This window comes from Nocardia sp. NPDC003999 (genome assembly GCF_053604885.1).
This window is the reverse complement of sequence record NZ_JBSGIB010000004.1, coordinates 151,557-167,538: the sequence shown is the minus strand read 5'-3', so window position 1 is coordinate 167,538 and position 15,982 is coordinate 151,557. Positions and strand designations below refer to the sequence as shown.

16 protein-coding genes are annotated in these 15,982 nt (G+C 68.5%); 8 read left to right on the top strand and 8 right to left on the bottom strand.

From position 1 onward, the window contains the following. Positions 1–30 precede the first annotated feature (30 nt). On the bottom strand, positions 31–636 hold the full coding sequence (locus tag ACWESM_RS11130) for a hypothetical protein (RefSeq protein ID WP_452491540.1): 606 nt from the start codon (positions 634–636) through the stop codon (positions 31–33). Between the two features lie 121 nt (positions 637–757). Continuing rightward, positions 758–1,120, bottom strand: coding sequence for a hypothetical protein (locus ACWESM_RS11125; RefSeq protein ID WP_355071230.1), 363 nt, complete (start codon positions 1,118–1,120; stop codon positions 758–760). Positions 1,121–1,419: 299 nt separating this feature from the next. On the opposite strand from ACWESM_RS11125, the gene ACWESM_RS11120 reads away from it, so the two are divergent. The 5 genes from ACWESM_RS11120 to ACWESM_RS11100 all read left to right on the top strand — a co-directional run bounded on the left by ACWESM_RS11120 (position 1,420) and on the right by ACWESM_RS11100 (position 7,019). Continuing rightward, positions 1,420–2,769, top strand: a complete 1,350-nt coding sequence (locus tag ACWESM_RS11120) for a hypothetical protein (RefSeq protein ID WP_364424875.1) — start codon at positions 1,420–1,422, stop codon at positions 2,767–2,769. Continuing rightward, the gene (locus ACWESM_RS11115) at positions 2,769–3,788 is read left to right on the top strand and encodes a hypothetical protein (RefSeq protein ID WP_364424803.1); all 1,020 of its coding nucleotides are present in this window, start codon (positions 2,769–2,771) and stop codon (positions 3,786–3,788) included. Before ACWESM_RS11120 ends, ACWESM_RS11115 begins: the two co-directional genes overlap by 1 nt. Position 3,789: 1 nt before the next feature. After that, complete coding sequence (locus tag ACWESM_RS11110; RefSeq protein WP_364424804.1) at positions 3,790–5,316, top strand: tetratricopeptide repeat protein; 1,527 nt, start codon at positions 3,790–3,792, stop codon at positions 5,314–5,316. Next, on the top strand, positions 5,313–6,569 hold the full coding sequence (locus ACWESM_RS11105; protein ID WP_452491538.1) for a CHAT domain-containing protein: 1,257 nt from the start codon (positions 5,313–5,315) through the stop codon (positions 6,567–6,569). The genes ACWESM_RS11110 and ACWESM_RS11105 overlap by 4 nt, the downstream gene beginning before the upstream one ends. A gap of 219 nt (positions 6,570–6,788) precedes the next feature. Continuing rightward, a complete protein-coding gene (locus ACWESM_RS11100; RefSeq protein ID WP_355071223.1) occupies positions 6,789–7,019 on the top strand; it encodes a hypothetical protein in 231 nt (76 codons plus the stop codon). Between the two features lie 11 nt (positions 7,020–7,030). On the opposite strand, the gene ACWESM_RS11095 is transcribed toward ACWESM_RS11100, so the two are convergent. The 6 genes from ACWESM_RS11095 to ACWESM_RS11070 form a co-directional block, all read right to left on the bottom strand. Then, complete coding sequence (locus ACWESM_RS11095; RefSeq protein ID WP_356963070.1) at positions 7,031–7,435, bottom strand: nitroreductase family deazaflavin-dependent oxidoreductase; 405 nt, start codon at positions 7,433–7,435, stop codon at positions 7,031–7,033. A gap of 99 nt (positions 7,436–7,534) precedes the next feature. Then, complete coding sequence (locus ACWESM_RS11090) at positions 7,535–8,374, bottom strand: alpha/beta fold hydrolase (protein WP_364424806.1); 840 nt, start codon at positions 8,372–8,374, stop codon at positions 7,535–7,537. A 33-nt stretch (positions 8,375–8,407) separates the two neighbouring features. Beyond that, positions 8,408–8,704: a hypothetical protein gene (locus ACWESM_RS11085; RefSeq protein ID WP_355071217.1), complete on the bottom strand. Its 297-nt coding sequence runs from the start codon at positions 8,702–8,704 to the stop codon at positions 8,408–8,410. A 98-nt stretch (positions 8,705–8,802) separates the two neighbouring features. Further along, positions 8,803–9,528, bottom strand: a complete 726-nt coding sequence (locus ACWESM_RS11080) for an amino acid ABC transporter ATP-binding protein (RefSeq protein WP_355071216.1) — start codon at positions 9,526–9,528, stop codon at positions 8,803–8,805. Next, a complete protein-coding gene (locus tag ACWESM_RS11075) occupies positions 9,529–11,325 on the bottom strand; it encodes an ABC transporter substrate-binding protein/permease (protein WP_355071214.1) in 1,797 nt (598 codons plus the stop codon). A gap of 152 nt (positions 11,326–11,477) precedes the next feature. Continuing rightward, a complete protein-coding gene (locus ACWESM_RS11070; RefSeq protein WP_355071212.1) occupies positions 11,478–12,272 on the bottom strand; it encodes an LLM class F420-dependent oxidoreductase in 795 nt (264 codons plus the stop codon). Positions 12,273–12,420: 148 nt separating this feature from the next. Between ACWESM_RS11070 and ACWESM_RS11065 the strand changes: the two genes are divergently transcribed. The 3 genes from ACWESM_RS11065 (at position 12,421) to ACWESM_RS11055 (ending at position 15,967) form a co-directional block, all read left to right on the top strand. Next, entirely contained in the window at positions 12,421–13,680 is a 1,260-nt protein-coding gene (locus ACWESM_RS11065; RefSeq protein WP_364424808.1) for a PucR family transcriptional regulator, read from the top strand. Between the two features lie 126 nt (positions 13,681–13,806). Next, positions 13,807–14,793, top strand: coding sequence for a phosphotriesterase family protein (locus ACWESM_RS11060; RefSeq protein WP_356963081.1), 987 nt, complete (start codon positions 13,807–13,809; stop codon positions 14,791–14,793). A 91-nt stretch (positions 14,794–14,884) separates the two neighbouring features. Next, complete coding sequence (locus tag ACWESM_RS11055) at positions 14,885–15,967, top strand: ABC transporter ATP-binding protein (protein WP_355071208.1); 1,083 nt, start codon at positions 14,885–14,887, stop codon at positions 15,965–15,967. Positions 15,968–15,982: the final 15 nt, after the last annotated feature.

Genomic DNA, 15,982 nt, shown 5'->3' with positions numbered 1-15,982 from the left:
GCGACCGGCTGTGTCGAGTCGGCCGCTCTCTCACCTGCCCTGGTTGGCGACAAACCCCTGTACGGCATCGAGGAACTCCGGGCCGCCCATGGCGTATCCGCCGATGGTTCCACCGATCAGCGCACCGATGGGGATGCTGACTCCCCAGACCAGGATCACGCACGCCCCGAGGAGACCGCCCACGATGGCACCGGCGACGACGCCGGGCAGGTTCTTGTTGATCTGCTCCTTGAGCCGGTCGTAGGAGCTGATGTCCTTCAGCTGCGCGGTATCTTCTGCGGTCGGTGTCGAGGTCAGGGTGCGGCCGTCCGCGCCGATGTGCTGCGCGATCGCGATCGAATGCCCGTCGACGTCGTACTGTTGCGGCACTTCGGTCACTGCCGCTCCGTCGCCGGACTCGAGCACCACCGCACCGTTCTGTGCGATCTCGAACCTGCCGTTCTCGACGGTAGTGGTAACGACGCCGTCGACTGGCGAAACAGTGATCTCGTAGGGGATTCCGTGATCCACACCGGAAGTCGTGTACCCCGCAGTCGGCTGCTCCGTTATGGCCGGTTCCGCATGGGCGGTCGCCGCGGTGACACCCACGGCCGAGACGGCCAGGAAAACGGCAGCGGTGATCTTCTCGAACTTCATTCTTCGAATCCCTCCACTCAGCTGCCCCCGATGGGCGGACCGAGTCAGACCTTAGGCCCCGGATTCAATGGTGTGTGGTAAGCCACACCCAGTTCGAAGTCACACCACTTCGAGACAGAACCTAACCGCGATAAATCTCGACGTAAGCGTTGGTCGCCACCGCCACCACACCGGGACCCATTCCCGTGCATCCCGTGGTGACGCGCTGGCCGCTCGGCGTGAAGGGGTAGCTGAGCGCTTGATAGGAGCCGACACCATACTGCGGGAACGGCCCGCTGGCGTAGAGGCCGAAGCAGTCGACGTGCAAGACGTAGTTGCTTCCTCCGTCGGGTTGGCAAGTCGTCGACGCACCGAAAAGGTCTCGCTCGACGACGCAATCCTGCGGCGCCGCTTGGGCGGTCCCGGAACCGACAATTGCGACGAATGCCAAACCCGAAACACCGGCCGCCGCGACGCGTACAGCGGTAGTCAACACTTTCTTCATAGAATCTCCTCCTGTTCAGGGTTCTCTTCGGCCGTCAGCGGCTGGATGTTACGACTGGCAGATCTGAAACCGACAGTGAGTGTGGACAATTCGGTGTCCGATACGAAACGTCCGTCCTGGTGGTGACGGCTTACCTCGGAGCCCTTGAAGAGATAAGCGCTCCGCACAGGTAGCAGCGCGACTGCTTGCGGCGCCGGTTCGTGTACGACCGACGCCGAGGAATCCGTCGTGAGGTTGCCGCGAACCCGCCGGGACGAGAGTCGCGGCAATACACTGCACGCATGCGACGACCGCGCGCCATGGTGCTCGATGAGGTGTGGCGCAGGCTCGAGGGTGTCGAACCGCTCAGCGGCCCGCACGGGGGTCCGCTGCGCCGGACGGTGAAGCTCGTGCTCGACCCGTTGGTGATCCGGCCCGTGCAGCATCCGTTGTGCGCGGGGCCGATCCTGACGGCGGATGGCGCGGTGTTGTTGGAGGCGCGCATTCAGGCGGCGGCCGATGTACTGCGTGCGACGGCGGCCTGGTTCACGGTGCTCAAGCAGGTGCGGCGGACGCTGCGGATCACCGAGGGGCACCCGCAGGATCTGTATTTCCAGCGCTGTTTCGAGCTGGCGACCACCTCGGGTATGCCGGATCCGGCGCGGGCGCGCGGAGTCGCGGAGGACGCACTGCGCGAGATCCACGAGTACACCGCCGGACGCACCACGCAAGCGCTGAAGGAATACCTCACCGACCGCGAGCGGGAACGGGAGCTGGCCGGTCTGCTCGAGCTGGCCTGGCGGCGGCGTCCGCTCACCGGCCCGCCGGGCGGTGACCACGACGCGGAGGTGGACGAGCTGCTGGAAGCCTGTGCGGCCGCACGACTCGGTGAGGACGCCGACGGACAGGAGACCCTGGACCGGCTGATCGCCGCCCATGCGGGTACGCACGCGGGGATCCGGCTGTGGCAGGACGCGTCCGCTCAGGAACTCGGGTTGACCACGCATCCGGTGCCGCCTCGCCCCGCGATCGGTTCTTCGGCCTCGAAATCGACCCTCGGGCTCCCGTTCGATCGCACCGTGTACGAGCGGGTGTTCACCGTGCTCCAGGCATCCACCGAGCGCGCGGAGCTGCCGCCGATCCCCGAGCTGGTCGACGCCGAGATCGCGCGGAGTTGTGCACCGTGGGCGCTGCTGGACGAGTCGCTGCGCGTAACAGCGACGGCGGGGACCGCGCTGGCGACCGGTTTGGCGCCCATCGAGCACCGTCGTGAACAGTCGACGGGCCGACCGCGGCTACGTCTAGCCGAAACAGCGACGGAAACAACGCAATCCACGGCGCATCAGGTGGTGAACAGCCGCTGGCAGCGGGAAGCATACGTGTTGCAGGCGCGGCGGCTGGTGGTGTCCGCCGAGCGGCCCACCGGTCCGCTGGCCGCCATCGCCGCCGAGCTGATCACGCCGTGGCAGCCGTACCTGCGGCGCTTGTGGGTCCGCTTGCACGGCAGAGATGTCCGAGAGTTCGCCGTTTACGATCCGGACGAGCTGTGGGATCTGCTCGACGGTGTGGCGCGTTCGGTGATCCTGGACCATCGCACGCGGGTCAAGCGGGCGCTGAGCGTGCGGGCGAGCGTGGGTGAGCCGGACGCGGCGGAAACGAAGGCGAGCTGATGACGACCGTACGCATCCGCCGCCGCGACGGCCTGTGGATCATCGCGCCGGACGACGCTCCGACCGTCGTGGACGGCGCGGCCGGGGTGGACGTGCTCGTGCTCGAGGTGGCGGGCGGGCATCTGACGTGGAGCCTGCTCAGCGGGCAGACGACCCCGGCGGCGGTGCTCGACGACATCGACCTCGCACAGGAGTGGATCTGGGCGGTGTACGGCCCAGAGGTGGCCATCGCTCTCGACGAAACGAGCGGCAGTGAAGGGGAATACACGGCCGAGCCCGCACTGCCCGACCTCGCCGCGCATGCCTGGCGGCTCGGCTACGCCCGCTGGGCGGCACGCTGGTGGCCCGCGTCGACTCTGGACGGCATCGCCCCGCTGGACGAAGACCTGCTGGAAGACGAGATAGCCACGCTGAGCGAGGAATGCGATCTGATCGTCGACGGCGCCGACGCGACTCCCGAAGAACGCACGGCCGCGCGGGCACTCGGCCGCGCGGAGGATTACGCGCTCGCCGCCGGACCGGCCACCATCGTCGCGCCCGGCGCTCTCGTCCTGGCCAGGGGCAGCGCGGGCTGGGACTGGCATCGCTGCCCGCCGGGCCTGCTCGACGCCTCGGAGCGCGCAGTGTCCTGGGAAGTGGTGCGCGCGGCGGGGACCACGATAGTGCGGGTGAGCGCGGTCGCCGCCCCACTTTCGCCAACGGACCTACCGGCACACCTGCATCCCAGGGCCGGAATTCGCACTCCGGCGGACGCCGCCGACGTGCCGCTGATCCGCGACGGCGAGCTCTGGCGGGCCGAGAGCACGGCTCCGGCCGGAGCGGAAGCGGGCGTGACCGTGCACATCTACGTCCCGGGCGTCGGCGTGGACGAACAGGAGCCGGACGCGGCGACGCGCCGAGCGCGGATTCGCGACCTGGTCACGACGCGGCTGCACCGCGCGGACGAAGCATCCGGCAACTCCGCCGACTCGCTCCTGCTGGCGGAAATCGCCGCTGCCGCATCGGATTCGGACTTCTGATATGACCGAGGCGACTCCGGACGACGGCCGGGAACTGCTCGCCGCTGGCGCCGCCGCATACACCCGCGGCGACCCCGCCGAGGCGAAACGCCTGTTCGAGGACGCCGCTGAACGAACAACCGGCGATATCCGGCTCGGCGCGATCATCAACGCCGCGAGCATGGCCGACGAACTCGGCGACCACGCCGCCTCGCTCGCCCTCTACCGCTCGGCGTTGGCCGAGATGCCCGAACACGCACCGCGATTGCGCCCGAATGCCCTGGTCAACATGTCGCAAGCGCTCCAGCATCTGGGCGATCTCGACGCGGCGCAAGCGGCGCTGGAGCAAGCACGCGCCTTGCTCGCCGACAACACCGACACCGATCTCGGCGTGCTGCGCGTGGCCTGCCTGCTCTCCCTGACCGCCGTCGCACTGCACCGGCAGAACTGGGCCTACGCCGCCGAGATCGCCACCGAATCACTCGACGCGGCACAGCGTTTCGCGCCGCAACTGGCGGGTCACCCGCTGATGAATCTCGCCGCCACCTACTTCGAGACCGGACGCCGCGACCTGGCCGTCGATTTCACGCGGCAAGCGCTCGCCGCGTTCGAGTCCGCGGGCGACCGCAACGCGGTCGCCGAGACCGAACAGAATCTCGCCACCATGCTCGTCCGCCTCGAGCGGTACGACGAGGCCGAGGCGCCGCTGCGATCCAGTCAGGCCTATTTCGAGCAGGCCGGGCTGGGGTATCGGGCCGGGGTCGGACTCAAGACCATGGGATTTCTCGCCGAGGGCCGCGGCGATCTGGCGGACGCCCAGGATCTCTACGGGCGGAGCCTCTCGTATTTCGTCACGTCCAGCGCCGTACTGGATGCCGCCGACCTGCGCATTCGTTCCGCCACCGTGGCGTTCAAGTCCGGGCGGGTCGCAGAGTGCGAGGAATTGCTCGCCGCCGCGTTCGCGGTCTATGCCGAGCGTGGCCTAGGCCTGCACTGCGCCCAGCTCGATTTCTGGCACGCGACGCTCCTGGAAGGCGCGATCGACGCGTCCGAGTCGCCGCCCGCGGAGTTGCTCTGGCGCGCTGTGGGGATCGCCGTTCCCGCCGCCCTGGCCATCGACGCCGTGCGCCACACCTTGCCGAACGGTACGCAGCGCGAGCAGTGGAACCGGCAGATCGCCGACCCCGCGATGCGGCTTGCGTTCCGCTTCGCCTACCTTTCCGGCAACGGTGTCCTCGTCACCGATTTGGTCGAAACACAGTGCGCTGGGACAGCTTTGGCGCTCGATCGCACCGAACGGGCGACTCGCACACGGCTTCCGCTCGATCTGCTCGACCCGCCGGAGGACTTCACCGATCATCCCGGCAACGCCGCCCTGCAACTGGGCGCCGCCTTGGCAGAGGTCGCGGCCGGAGCGGGTCTGCCGGTCGCTCCGCCACCGCGCCTGGCACTTGCCGCGGAAGGCCGAATCGCGCTCGCGCCGTTCATCGCCGCCGCCGAACAGCGCTACGGCCGGGTGATCCGCGACGATCGGGTGCTGACGGTATGACGCGACCGACGGTGCTGGTCCGCATGGCGGACGCGGGAGACATCTACGTGTCGTGGCGATGGGTCGACGACAGCGCGCCTCGCGGCGCGGGAGTGCTCCCGGAGGACGCGGCGATGCGGGCGGTCGGACTGCTCGCCGACGCGCTGCCGCGTCCCGCCGAGCCCGGCGGTCTCGAGCAGGCGCTCACCACCGGCGCGTTCGCCGACTACGAACGGGAATATGCCGTCGCACAGGCGCTTTCGCGAGCACTTTTGCCTTATGGCCTGGCCGCGCAGCTCTACGAGCTGTGGCAGCGCGGCGTGCGCCCGCATATCCGGCTGCAACCGTCACCGCGTGTCGCCCAGGTGCCGTGGGAACTCGTCGCGCCGGATCGCGACGTCCGGCTGATCGACATCGCCGACGTCAGCCTGCTCGCGCCTGCCGGCGTCGCGCAAGCGCCCGGACGGATCGCCCGCACTTGGACCGAGACCGCCGCGCGGCCGGTCGTCGCGGTGCTGGATCCGCGCGTTCCCGGCTTCCGCGCCGATTCGACGCTCGGCTCGGTGCTGGGCCGGATGACCGCTGAAGCCCCGCTCGCACAACGAATGGCGATGTACACCGCGAACGACCGCTTGCGCCCCGCGGTAGCGAACCCGGTCGAGACCTTCCGGCGCACGGATGTCGATCGCGACTGGCTCGGCTCCGTCCTGCGCGCGGGCGCGAGCCGCTTGCTCTACGTCGGACACGTCACCGCCGCCGCGCCCGGATCGGGCCGCAGTGAGGACGCCGAACTGCATCTCGCCTGCACCGCCGATGCCGTCGGCTTCGCGGAACCGTCCCGCACCCACCGGCCGCTCTCGGCCAAAGACCTCCTGCTCGGAACGCATACCATCGAATCGGAACCTGTGGCCGGACAACGACTGTGGCCGATGCCGAGCCGGGTCGCGCTGATCGCCTGTGAGAGCGGCGGCGACCTGCGGTTCAGCGAAGCGCTCGGCTTGACCGCCGCGATGATCACCGGCGGCGCGGAACTGGTCACCGCCAGCCGGTGGCCGCTGCCCACGGATTTCGCCTTTCAGCGCGTCGCGGGCGCACCGGCGCAGGTCCACCCGCTCCAGGAGACGATCTGCGCCATCGACGAGGCGCACGAGCGACCCGACCCCGTGACCGCCATCGCCGAATGGCAGCGCGACCGTCTCACCGCGTGGCGCGACACCGGCCGGATCGAGCATTCCCCGGTGCTCTGGGCGGCCTTCGCCACCGTGTGTGCCTAACTCGGGCAAACCATCCCGCGCGGTCTACATATACCGGTCTACGTGCAGCGATGCCGCGGGAAACGCGCGAGAATGGGTAACGCAACTAGTGCGCAAACCGACACTCAGCTTCGAACGTGTGGATAAGCTCGAACGCCGTCACCCATCACGATTCGCGACCAGGAGAACCAGCAACACCAGTTGGATGACCGCCTCGACCGGCCTCTGAGGAGCCCACCAATGCGCTACTACGCCGTCTACGACAACGACGGAAACCTCGCCACCATCCTCGGGCAACCCGACGACGCGCCGCCGCTGCGCCCCGCCGCCTTCCACCGGGGCCAACGGCTCACGGAACTGGCTCTACCGGAAGGGGCCGTTGACCCCACCGACCCCGACAATCTGACCGCCCTGCTCGACCTGGTCGCCGACCGGCGAGTCGACGCGGCCGACACGCGCGCCCGCCGCTAGTCCGGTGCTCCTCACGCCCGCGTGAGGGCGACCACCGGGATGACCCGGGACGTCTGCATCTCGTGTTCGGCGAAGAACGGATAGGCGTTCTTCAGCATCGCCCAGGTGCGGGCACGGTCGTCGCCGGTCAACGGGGCGGCCAGCGCCGGATAGCTCTCCTCGCCCACTTCTACGGTGACGCGCGGGTTCTCCCGCAGGTTCACGTACCAGTCGGGATGTTTCGGCGCACCGATGTTGGAAGCGACGACGAGCAGGCGGTCGCCGTCGTGGTGGAACATCAGCGGGGTGGTGTACGGGGCGCCGGTTCTGCGGCCGATCGTGGTCAGCAAGATCAGACGGTCGCGTTGCATGCCCTCGATCTCGCCGCCCGCTCGGAACTGGGCGATGGTTCGCCGATTGACTTCCTTGACGTCCACGGTTCACCTCCCTTGCTTGTCGGTGGACGAGACTCAGCTTTCCCTCCGTCCGCACACCGTGTGCGGGGAACGGCGGGATGAACAGCGCCGCCGAGGCATTCACCCGCGATGGGCGAGCAGGTGCTGGATCAGCAGGCGGGTCAGCGCCTCGGGCGCCTCTTCCGGAACCCAGTGCGAGACGTCCTCGAGCATCTCGAATCGGTACGGGCCGGAGACGTACTTTCCGGTCGCCAGCGCCGCGGTGGAGCCGAAGGTCGCGTCCTCGGTGCCCCATACGTACAAGGTGGGAACGCACACCGGGCCGGTCGGACCGGCGAGGTCCATGGCGCGATACCAGTTCAACGCGGCGGTGAGCGCGCCGGGCCGCGACAACCGGCCCACGTAATCCTCGACGCGTTCCTCCGGGATCTTCCACTCGAAGATCCGGCGCAGCGCGGCGGCGTCGTCGGCGAGCAGAGCCCGCTCCGCGGTGCGCGGCTGCCGAAGGGCGATCACATGGTGGGACCGCAACGCTTGATCCTCGTCCTCGGCTATCGCCTGCTGGAGCGCGGAAGGATGCGGATGCGACACCGCGCTGAACGTGCGGACGCGCTCCGGCAGCTCCGCCGCCACTGCCCATCCGACCCGCGCGCCGCAGCCGTGGCCGATCAGGTCGAAGCGCTCCCACCCCAGCGCGTCGGCTATCGCGACCACGTCGCCGACCAGTTCCTCGAGCCGATAGTCGGCGGCTCGCTCCGGCCGCACTCCCGGCGAGTACCCGCGCTGGTCGGGCGCGACGACGCGGCACCCGCCGCCGCCGAGGACGCGGAGCTGGAACTCCCACTCCCGTGCGCATTGGGGGAACTCGTGCAGCAACAGCACTTCCCGTCCGCCGGGAGCGCCGGCGGCCAGTACGTCGAAGGTTCCCGCCCCGGTACGAATCTCGAGTTCTTCGATCACCCGCCCGACTCTAGAACCGGAGACCGACGCGAATCAGTGCTCGTCGAAGTGACCGTCGTGGGCGGCGTGACGATGGCCGTCGTGCAGGTAGTCGACGTGGTCGCCGTGCTGGACGGCCTCGTGGCCGCAGTTCGGACCGTGCCGGTGCGGGTGATCGCGGCATTCGCAGTGCTCGGACCGCTCGCATTCGTCGTAGTGACCCGCGTGTTCGCGATGCAGATGACCATCGTGGGCGTAGTCGATGTGATCGCCGTGCTGGAACGCCGTGTGCCCGCAGTCCGGGCCGTGCACATGGTCGTGGCCGGTGTGCTGGGCGTGTGCTGTGGTCATCGAATTTCCCTCTTTCCTCGCGCGGATAGCTGGAATCGTGATGACAAATACATTAGCAGATGCGCATCAATGAAAGTTGCCCCGAATGTGCTACCGACTCAGAGCACCTGGGCGAGGAACCTCTGCAAACGCGGAGTCCGCGCGTCGTCGAACAAAGCGTCGGGCGTGCCGGTCTCCACGACCTGCCCCTGATCCATGAACACCACGCTGTCGGACACCGTGCGGGCGAAGCCCATCTCGTGGGTGACCACGACCATCGACATGCCGCCGGAGGCGAGGTCGGTCATCAAACCGAGCACGCCCTTCACCAGCTCGGGATCCAGCGCCGAGGTGGCCTCGTCGAAGAACATGAGTTCCGGCTGCATCGCCAGCGCCCGTGCGATGGCCACGCGCTGCTGCTGCCCGCCGGACAGGTTCCCGGGACGGGAATCGGCCTTGTCGGCCAGACCGACGATCTCCAATTGCTCGACGGCCAGCGCCCGTGCTCGATCCTTGGACAGGCCGCGCAGCTTGCGCGGGCCCAGCGCGACGTTCTCCGCGACGGTCTTGTGCGGGAACAGATTGAAATGCTGGAACACCATGCCGATACGCTGCCGCAGCCGGTCCGGATTCTCGGTGAGCACGGACTTGCCGTCCAGCAGCACGTCGCCCTGATCGGGCTCGTACAACCGGTTCAGCACCCGCAGCAGGGTCGACTTGCCCGACCCGGACGGCCCGATGACGGTGACGGTCTTGCCCGCGTCGACGTGGATGTCGATCCCGCGCAGCACGTGGTTGTGTCCGAGCGTCAGATGCAGTCCGGTACCGGTGAGGGAGGCACTCATCTATCCGCGCCCTTCCGTGATCGTGGCCGCCTCCACCTGGTCGATCGGCCGGTCGGGTCGGCCGGTCCGCATCCGGCGGTCGATGTAGTTCACCAGGTGGGTGAGCGGGATGGTGAGCAGCAGATAGGCCAGACCGGCGGCGACCAGCGGCGAGAGATTGCCGGTCTGCGCGTTGAGATCGCGGCCGACGGCGAACAGCTCGCGCTGGGTGGCGAGCAGGCCGAGGAAGTAGATCAGCGAGGAATCCTTGATGAGGGCGATGAACTGGTTCATCAGAGCCGGGAGCACCCGGCGCACGCCCTGCGGGATCACCACCAGCGTCATCGCCTGGCGGTAACCGAAACCGATGGCGCGCGCCGCCTCCAACTGCCCGGCCTCGACCGATTGGATGCCGGAGCGGAAGATCTCGCCGATGTAGGCCGAGGCGAGCAACGCCAGCGCGACCGCACCGAGCCAGTACGGGTTGTTGCCGGTGAGGTTGCGCACCACCGGCCCGACGCCGAGACCGATCAGCAGGATGATCACCACGGCGGGCAAACCGCGGAAGATGTCGGTGTAAACCCGCGCGGGCCAGCGCAACCAGCGAGTCCGCGAAATACCGGCGACCGCGAGCAGCATGCCGATCACGGTGCCGAGCGCACCCGAGACCACCGCGAGGATCAAGGTATTGGGCAGGCCGGTCTTCAACAGATCGGGAAATGCCTTGCGGTACAGCGACCAGTCGAAGAACGTCTCCCGCAACTGCTGCACCGTGGATTTCGGCGCGTTCTGCTCCGTCTCGTCCTTTTTCTTGCCCGCCGCGAGCGCCGCGAAGTCCGGCAGCTGCGGCGCGGGCGCGGCCCGCGAGCCCGGCTTCCAGCCCGGCGGCAGCTCCCGTGGCACCCAGTCGGTGTAGAGCTTGGCGTAGGTGCCGTCCGCGATCACCGCGTCCAGGCCGCTGTTGAGCGCGTCGATCAGCGGCTGGTTGTTCTTGGCGACCGCGTAGCCGACGAAGTTGTCCAGGCTGAAGGTGTTCTGCGACACCGATGTTCCGTCGCCCGGCTTGATCGCGCCTTCCGCTTGGGCGGACGGGGCCACCCAGGCGTCCACCTGGCCGGACTTCAAGTTGGCGTAGGCGGTGTTGTAGTCGGGGAACTTCACCGGGTCCAGATGCAGCTGGTTCACGACGAACTCGTCCTGCACGGTGCCCTGCACCACCGCGATCCGTGTGCTCCGGTTCAGGTCGGCGAACCCCTTGATGCCGCTGCCGCTCGGCACCACCAGGGAGAAGTAGCCGAAGTCGTAGCCGTTGGTGAAGCCGACCAGCTGGCGGCGCGCGTCGGTGGTGGTGATGTTGGACGAGCCCACGTCGAAGCGACCGCCGGACACCTGGGCGAGCAGCCCGGCGAACTCGGTGCCGGAGAACTCCACCTGGAGGCCGAGCTTCGCGCCGATCGCCTTCAGCAGCTCGTTGTCGAAGCCGGTGAACGTGCCCTGCCGGTCGACGCAGATGCTCGGCGGCGCGTCCGAGAGCGTGCCGACGCTGAGCTTGCCGGGCGTGATCAAGCCGAGCTTCGAGACGTCGATCGAGGTCAGCGGCGCGGTGGTCGCGGTGGTGTAGCGGTCGCTGCCCGCGGCGGCCGACGAGGCCAGGTTGGTCGGCGCGGCGGAGGCGGCGGCCGGGCCGGGCGGTGCGCAGAGGTTGCGCTCGGTGCTCGCGTCGTCGGAGCCGGAACCGCACGCCGTCGCGCTGAGACCGACGGCAAGCAATATCACGGCGATCAACGCACGAGACCGAACAGCGGGCAGAACAGCCATGACGGACAACCCTAGCGGCGGAATTCTGCTAACCCACGGCTACCCCAGGGCCGGAATTGCCGGAATCCATGCCGCTGCGGCGGTCCAGAGTTGCGATCACGGTGATTCGAACTCCACACCGCCCTCGCGCAACAGTCGCCGGGCAATCCGGATCAGGCCAGCCCGCTCACCGGTTCCGGGTTGACCTCGTCACGCCACCGCACGGCCTTCGCGACCTCGCTCAGGTCGTAATCCGGTCCGCTGGCCCCGATGGTGAAGGTGGTGACTCCCGCCTCGACGAAAGCGGGCGCCTTCTCCAGTCCCGGCCACTGCACCGAGCGCTCGATGCGCGCCTGGTCGGTGCCGACGGCGGCGCAGTGCTCGGCGAGCACCTTGTTCTTGTGCGCGAGCACGTCCAGGTCGGCGAAGGTGTGCCACATGTCGGCGTACTGCGCGACCAGCCGCAAGGTCTTCTTCTCGCCACCGCCGCCGATCAGGATCGGCAGGTCGCGAGTCGGGCGCGGATTGAGCTTCGGCAGCCGGGCGCTGATCCGGGCGAGCGTCTCCTTCAGCAACTCGAGCCTGCTGCCCGGGGTGCCGAATTCGTAGCCGTACTCGTCGTAGTCCTTCTCGAACCAGCCCGCGCCGATGCCGAGGATGAGCCGCCCGCCGCTGATGTGGTCGACGGTGCGCGCCATATCGGCCAGCAGATCCGGATTGCGGTAGCCGCCGCCGGTGACCAGCGCGCCGATCTCCACCCGTTCGGTCTGCTCGGCGAACGCGCCCAGCATCGTCCAGCACTCGAAGTGCGCGCCGTCGGGATCGCCGGTGAGCGGGTAGAAGTGGTCCCAATTGAACACGATGTCGACGCCCGCGTCCTCGCACCGCAACACCGCGTCACGGATGAGCCGGTACTCCGGCGCGTGCTGCGGTTGTAGCTGAACTCCGATACGAACTGGACGACTCATGGCATTACTCCTCGTCGCTCGGCCCGCCCCCGCCCCGAGGCTACCGGCGCGGTGGGGTTCCCGCAGGTCGCCGCACGATGCTTCCGGCGCGTCCGGCGGGGGCTAGGTTGAGACCCGATGCCGAGCCCGGCGAAGGGAGGTGTCGCCAGTGGCCGACGGCGAGAACGAAGTGGTTCGCGCGGTCGTCTCGACGATGCTGCGCGGTCGCGATCAGCTGATCGCCGAGCTGTCGGCGGTGATGCGCGCGCAAGTCGCGGCGCTCGACCTGGATACCCGGCTGCGGGGCCTGTTCGAGGCGGGCACCACCGACAATCTGATGTCCGTCCTCGACTTCGTGCAGAACGACGCCGCCGAGCACGACGTGCACGCCCCGGCGCGGGCGCTGGTGTACGCGCGCACGCTCGCGCAGCGCGACGTCCCGCTGTCGGCGCTGATGCGGGCGTACCGGGTGGGGCATGCCGGGTTCCTCGACATCGCGATGCGCTACGCGGCGGAACTGGGTGGCTCCGACAGCGCGGCGGCGATCATCCGGATCGTCCATCGCTCCGCGGTGTACATCGACCGGGTGTGCGAGCACGTCGGCATCGCCTACGAGCAGGAGCGCGACCGGTGGGTGGGCAGTCGCGGCGGCCTGCGTCAGGAATGGGTGGCGCGGGTGCTCGACGGCTCGGCCGACGACATCGGCCAGGCCGAGCAAGTGCTCGGCTATCCCTTGTCCGGCCGGCACGTCGCGGTGAACGCCTGGACCGAGCCGCAGCTGTCCGCACGGGCCGCGGTGGATGTCCTGGACGCCGTGCGCGCGGCGCTGGTTCCGCTGCTCGGCCACCCCCGCCGGGCGCTGCTGGTGCCGACCGACGAACGCGAAGTGCGGCTGTGGTTCTCGATCGCTCGGGACACGACCATCGATGCCGAGGCCATCGAGCGTGCCCTGTCGGCACTGGCGTTGCCGGTGCGTGTGGCGGTGGGCGGGCGCGGTTCCGGCGTCGCGGGATTCCGCCGCAGCCTGCGGCAAGCCGATCGGGTGCGCGAACTCGTGCTGCTGGCCGGTCCCGACGCGCCCCGCGCGGTGTCGCACGACCAGGTGGCGGCCGTCGCGCTGCTGGGCGGCGACATCGAGGAACTGCGCCAGTACGTGGCCGACTGCCTGGGTGAACTCGCGACCGGCAACCAGCGCAATCTCTGGCTGCGCGAAACCCTGCGCGTCTTCCTGGCCAACAACCGCAGCTACGCCGCGGCCGCGCAGGAGTTGGCCGTGCACCGCAACACCGTCCAGTACCGGGTGCGGCAGGCACTCGACCTGACCCGCCACGACTTCGACGATCACGATCGCACGCTGCACCTGCATCTGGCGTTGCAAGCCGCCCGCTGGTTCGGACCGGCGGTGCTGCAACCGTGCCCGGTGGCCTGAGCCGCGTCCTTCTGTGCGATGCGCACGAAAGTTGTACGAAGATTCAGCACCGGCGAATATGGCCCACCTCACATACCGGTTCGTACGATTCCTGCGAATGCGCAGCTCAGATGAGGAGAAATCGCTGTGTCGACGCTGGAAACCGTGCGCGGGCCGATCGATTCCGCCGAGCTCGGAGTGACACTTATGCACGAGCACGTCTTCGTGCTCACCGGGGACGTCCAGCAGAACTACCCGGCCGAATGGGGCTCCGAGGACGAACGCATCGCCGATGCCGTGCGACGGTTGCGGGTCGCCTACGACGCCGGGGTGCGGACGATCGTCGATCCGACGGTGGTCGGGCTGGGCCGCTACATCCCACGGATCCAGCGGATCGCCGAGCAGGTGCCGCTGAACCTGGTGGTCGCCACCGGCATCTACACCTACGGGGATGTCCCGTTCTTCTTCCACTACCGCGGCCCTGCGTTGAACGAGATCGTCGGCGCGCAGGTCCCCGACCCGATGGTCGACATGTTCGTCGGCGACATCCGCGACGGCATCGCGGGCACCGGGGTCAAGGCGGGCATGCTCAAGTGCGCGATCGACAAGCAAGGGCTGACCGCGGGCGTCGAACGGGTCATGCGCGCGGTCGCCAGGGCCCATCTCGAGACCGGCGTGCCGATCACGGTGCACACCCATCCGGAGTCGCGCGCCGGGCTCGACGTGAAGCGCGTGATGTGCGACGAGGAAGGCGTCGACCCGGGTCGCATCGTGCTCGGGCACAGCGGCGACACCACCGACTGCGATCACCTCGCCGAACTCGCCGACGCCGGCTTCGTGCTCGGCATGGACCGCTTCGGCATCAACCTCGACACCACCTTCGAAGCCCGCGCCGACACCCTGATCGAGATGGTCCGCCGCGGCTACACCGACCGGATGGTGCTGTCCCAGGACGCGAGCTGCTATATCGACTGGATCGAGCCCGCCGCCATGGCCGCCCTGCCGCAGTGGCACTACACCCACCTGTTCGACGATGTGTTCCCCTACGTGCTCGAACGCGATGTCACGGAGGAGCAGATCGACACCATGCTGGTCGACGTCCCGCGCGCGTTCTTCGAGGCGCGCACCCGCTGACGTGGCTCGTCGCCGGCCCGCCCGATAGGATCGCCGCACCCTTACTCGGATCGTCCGGCACGTTCCTGCCGGGATGGGATGTGAATTCGTCATGGCCACTGTGACCTTCGACAACGCGACGCGGCTCTACCCCGGATCCGCCAAACCCGCCGTGGATCGGCTGAACCTGGAGATCGAGGACGGCGAATTCCTCGTCCTGGTCGGTCCCTCCGGCTGCGGGAAATCGACCTCGTTGCGCATGCTCGCCGGGCTGGAGGAGGTCAACGGCGGACGCATCCTGATCGGCGAGAACGACGTCACGCACGCCGAGCCGAAGGAACGCGATATCGCCATGGTGTTCCAGAACTACGCGCTCTATCCGCACATGACCGTCGCGGAGAACATGGGCTTCGCGCTGAAGCTGGCCAAGGTGGCCAAGGCGGAGAAGGAGAAGCGGGTCCTGGAGGCGGCCAAGCTGCTGGACCTGGAGCCCTTCCTGGATCGCAAGCCGAAGGCGCTGTCCGGCGGCCAGCGTCAGCGGGTGGCGATGGGCCGCGCGATCGTGCGGCAGCCGCAGGTGTTCCTGATGGACGAGCCGCTGTCCAACCTGGACGCCAAGCTGCGCGTGCAGACCCGCACCCAGATCGCGCAGTTGCAGCGCAGGCTCGGCACCACCACGGTGTACGTCACCCACGACCAGGTCGAGGCGATGACCATGGGCGATCGGGTCGCGGTGCTGAAGGACGGCCTGTTGCAGCAGTGCGCCACTCCGCGCGACCTCTACCGCGATCCGGCCAACGTGTTCGTCGCGGGGTTCATGGGTTCGCCTGCCATGAACCTGTTCACGCTTCCGGTCACCGATAGCCGGGTGGAGCTGGGCGGGCACGCGATCGCGCTGCCGCGCACGGTCGCGGACGAGGCGGGGAACACCGTGACGGTCGGTATCCGCCCGGAGCATTTCGAACTGGGTAACGGCTCCGGCATCGAGATGGAAGTCGACGTGGTGGAGGAACTCGGTTCCGACGCCTACATCTACGGCCGCACCGTCGCCGAAGGCGGGACCGACGGCGCCGGGGAAACCATCGTCTCGCGCGCGGATTGGCGCAATCCGCCTGCGAAGGGCGCCCGGCTGCGGCTGGCCACCGCGCCGGAGCACGTCTACTTCTTCGACACCGAAGGACGCAGGCTCAACTGAGCACGCTGCCGGGTG

Excerpts from the sequence above, each read along its gene's own strand:
- ACWESM_RS11130 (WP_452491540.1), bottom strand. The coding sequence starts at position 636 with ATGAAGTTCGAGAAGATCACCGCTGCCGTTTTCCTGGCCGTCTCGGCC.
- ACWESM_RS11125 (WP_355071230.1), bottom strand. The coding sequence starts at position 1,120 with ATGAAGAAAGTGTTGACTACCGCTGTACGCGTCGCGGCGGCCGGTGTT.
- ACWESM_RS11120 (WP_364424875.1), top strand. The coding sequence starts at position 1,420 with ATGGTGCTCGATGAGGTGTGGCGCAGGCTCGAGGGTGTCGAACCGCTC.
- ACWESM_RS11115 (WP_364424803.1), top strand. The coding sequence starts at position 2,769 with ATGACGACCGTACGCATCCGCCGCCGCGACGGCCTGTGGATCATCGCG.
- ACWESM_RS11110 (WP_364424804.1), top strand. The coding sequence starts at position 3,790 with ATGACCGAGGCGACTCCGGACGACGGCCGGGAACTGCTCGCCGCTGGC.
- ACWESM_RS11105 (WP_452491538.1), top strand. The coding sequence starts at position 5,313 with ATGACGCGACCGACGGTGCTGGTCCGCATGGCGGACGCGGGAGACATC.
- ACWESM_RS11100 (WP_355071223.1), top strand. The coding sequence starts at position 6,789 with ATGCGCTACTACGCCGTCTACGACAACGACGGAAACCTCGCCACCATC.
- ACWESM_RS11085 (WP_355071217.1), bottom strand. The coding sequence starts at position 8,704 with ATGACCACAGCACACGCCCAGCACACCGGCCACGACCATGTGCACGGC.
- ACWESM_RS11080 (WP_355071216.1), bottom strand. The coding sequence starts at position 9,528 with ATGAGTGCCTCCCTCACCGGTACCGGACTGCATCTGACGCTCGGACAC.
- ACWESM_RS11075 (WP_355071214.1), bottom strand. The coding sequence starts at position 11,325 with ATGGCTGTTCTGCCCGCTGTTCGGTCTCGTGCGTTGATCGCCGTGATA.
- ACWESM_RS11070 (WP_355071212.1), bottom strand. The coding sequence starts at position 12,272 with ATGAGTCGTCCAGTTCGTATCGGAGTTCAGCTACAACCGCAGCACGCG.
- ACWESM_RS11055 (WP_355071208.1), top strand. The coding sequence starts at position 14,885 with ATGGCCACTGTGACCTTCGACAACGCGACGCGGCTCTACCCCGGATCC.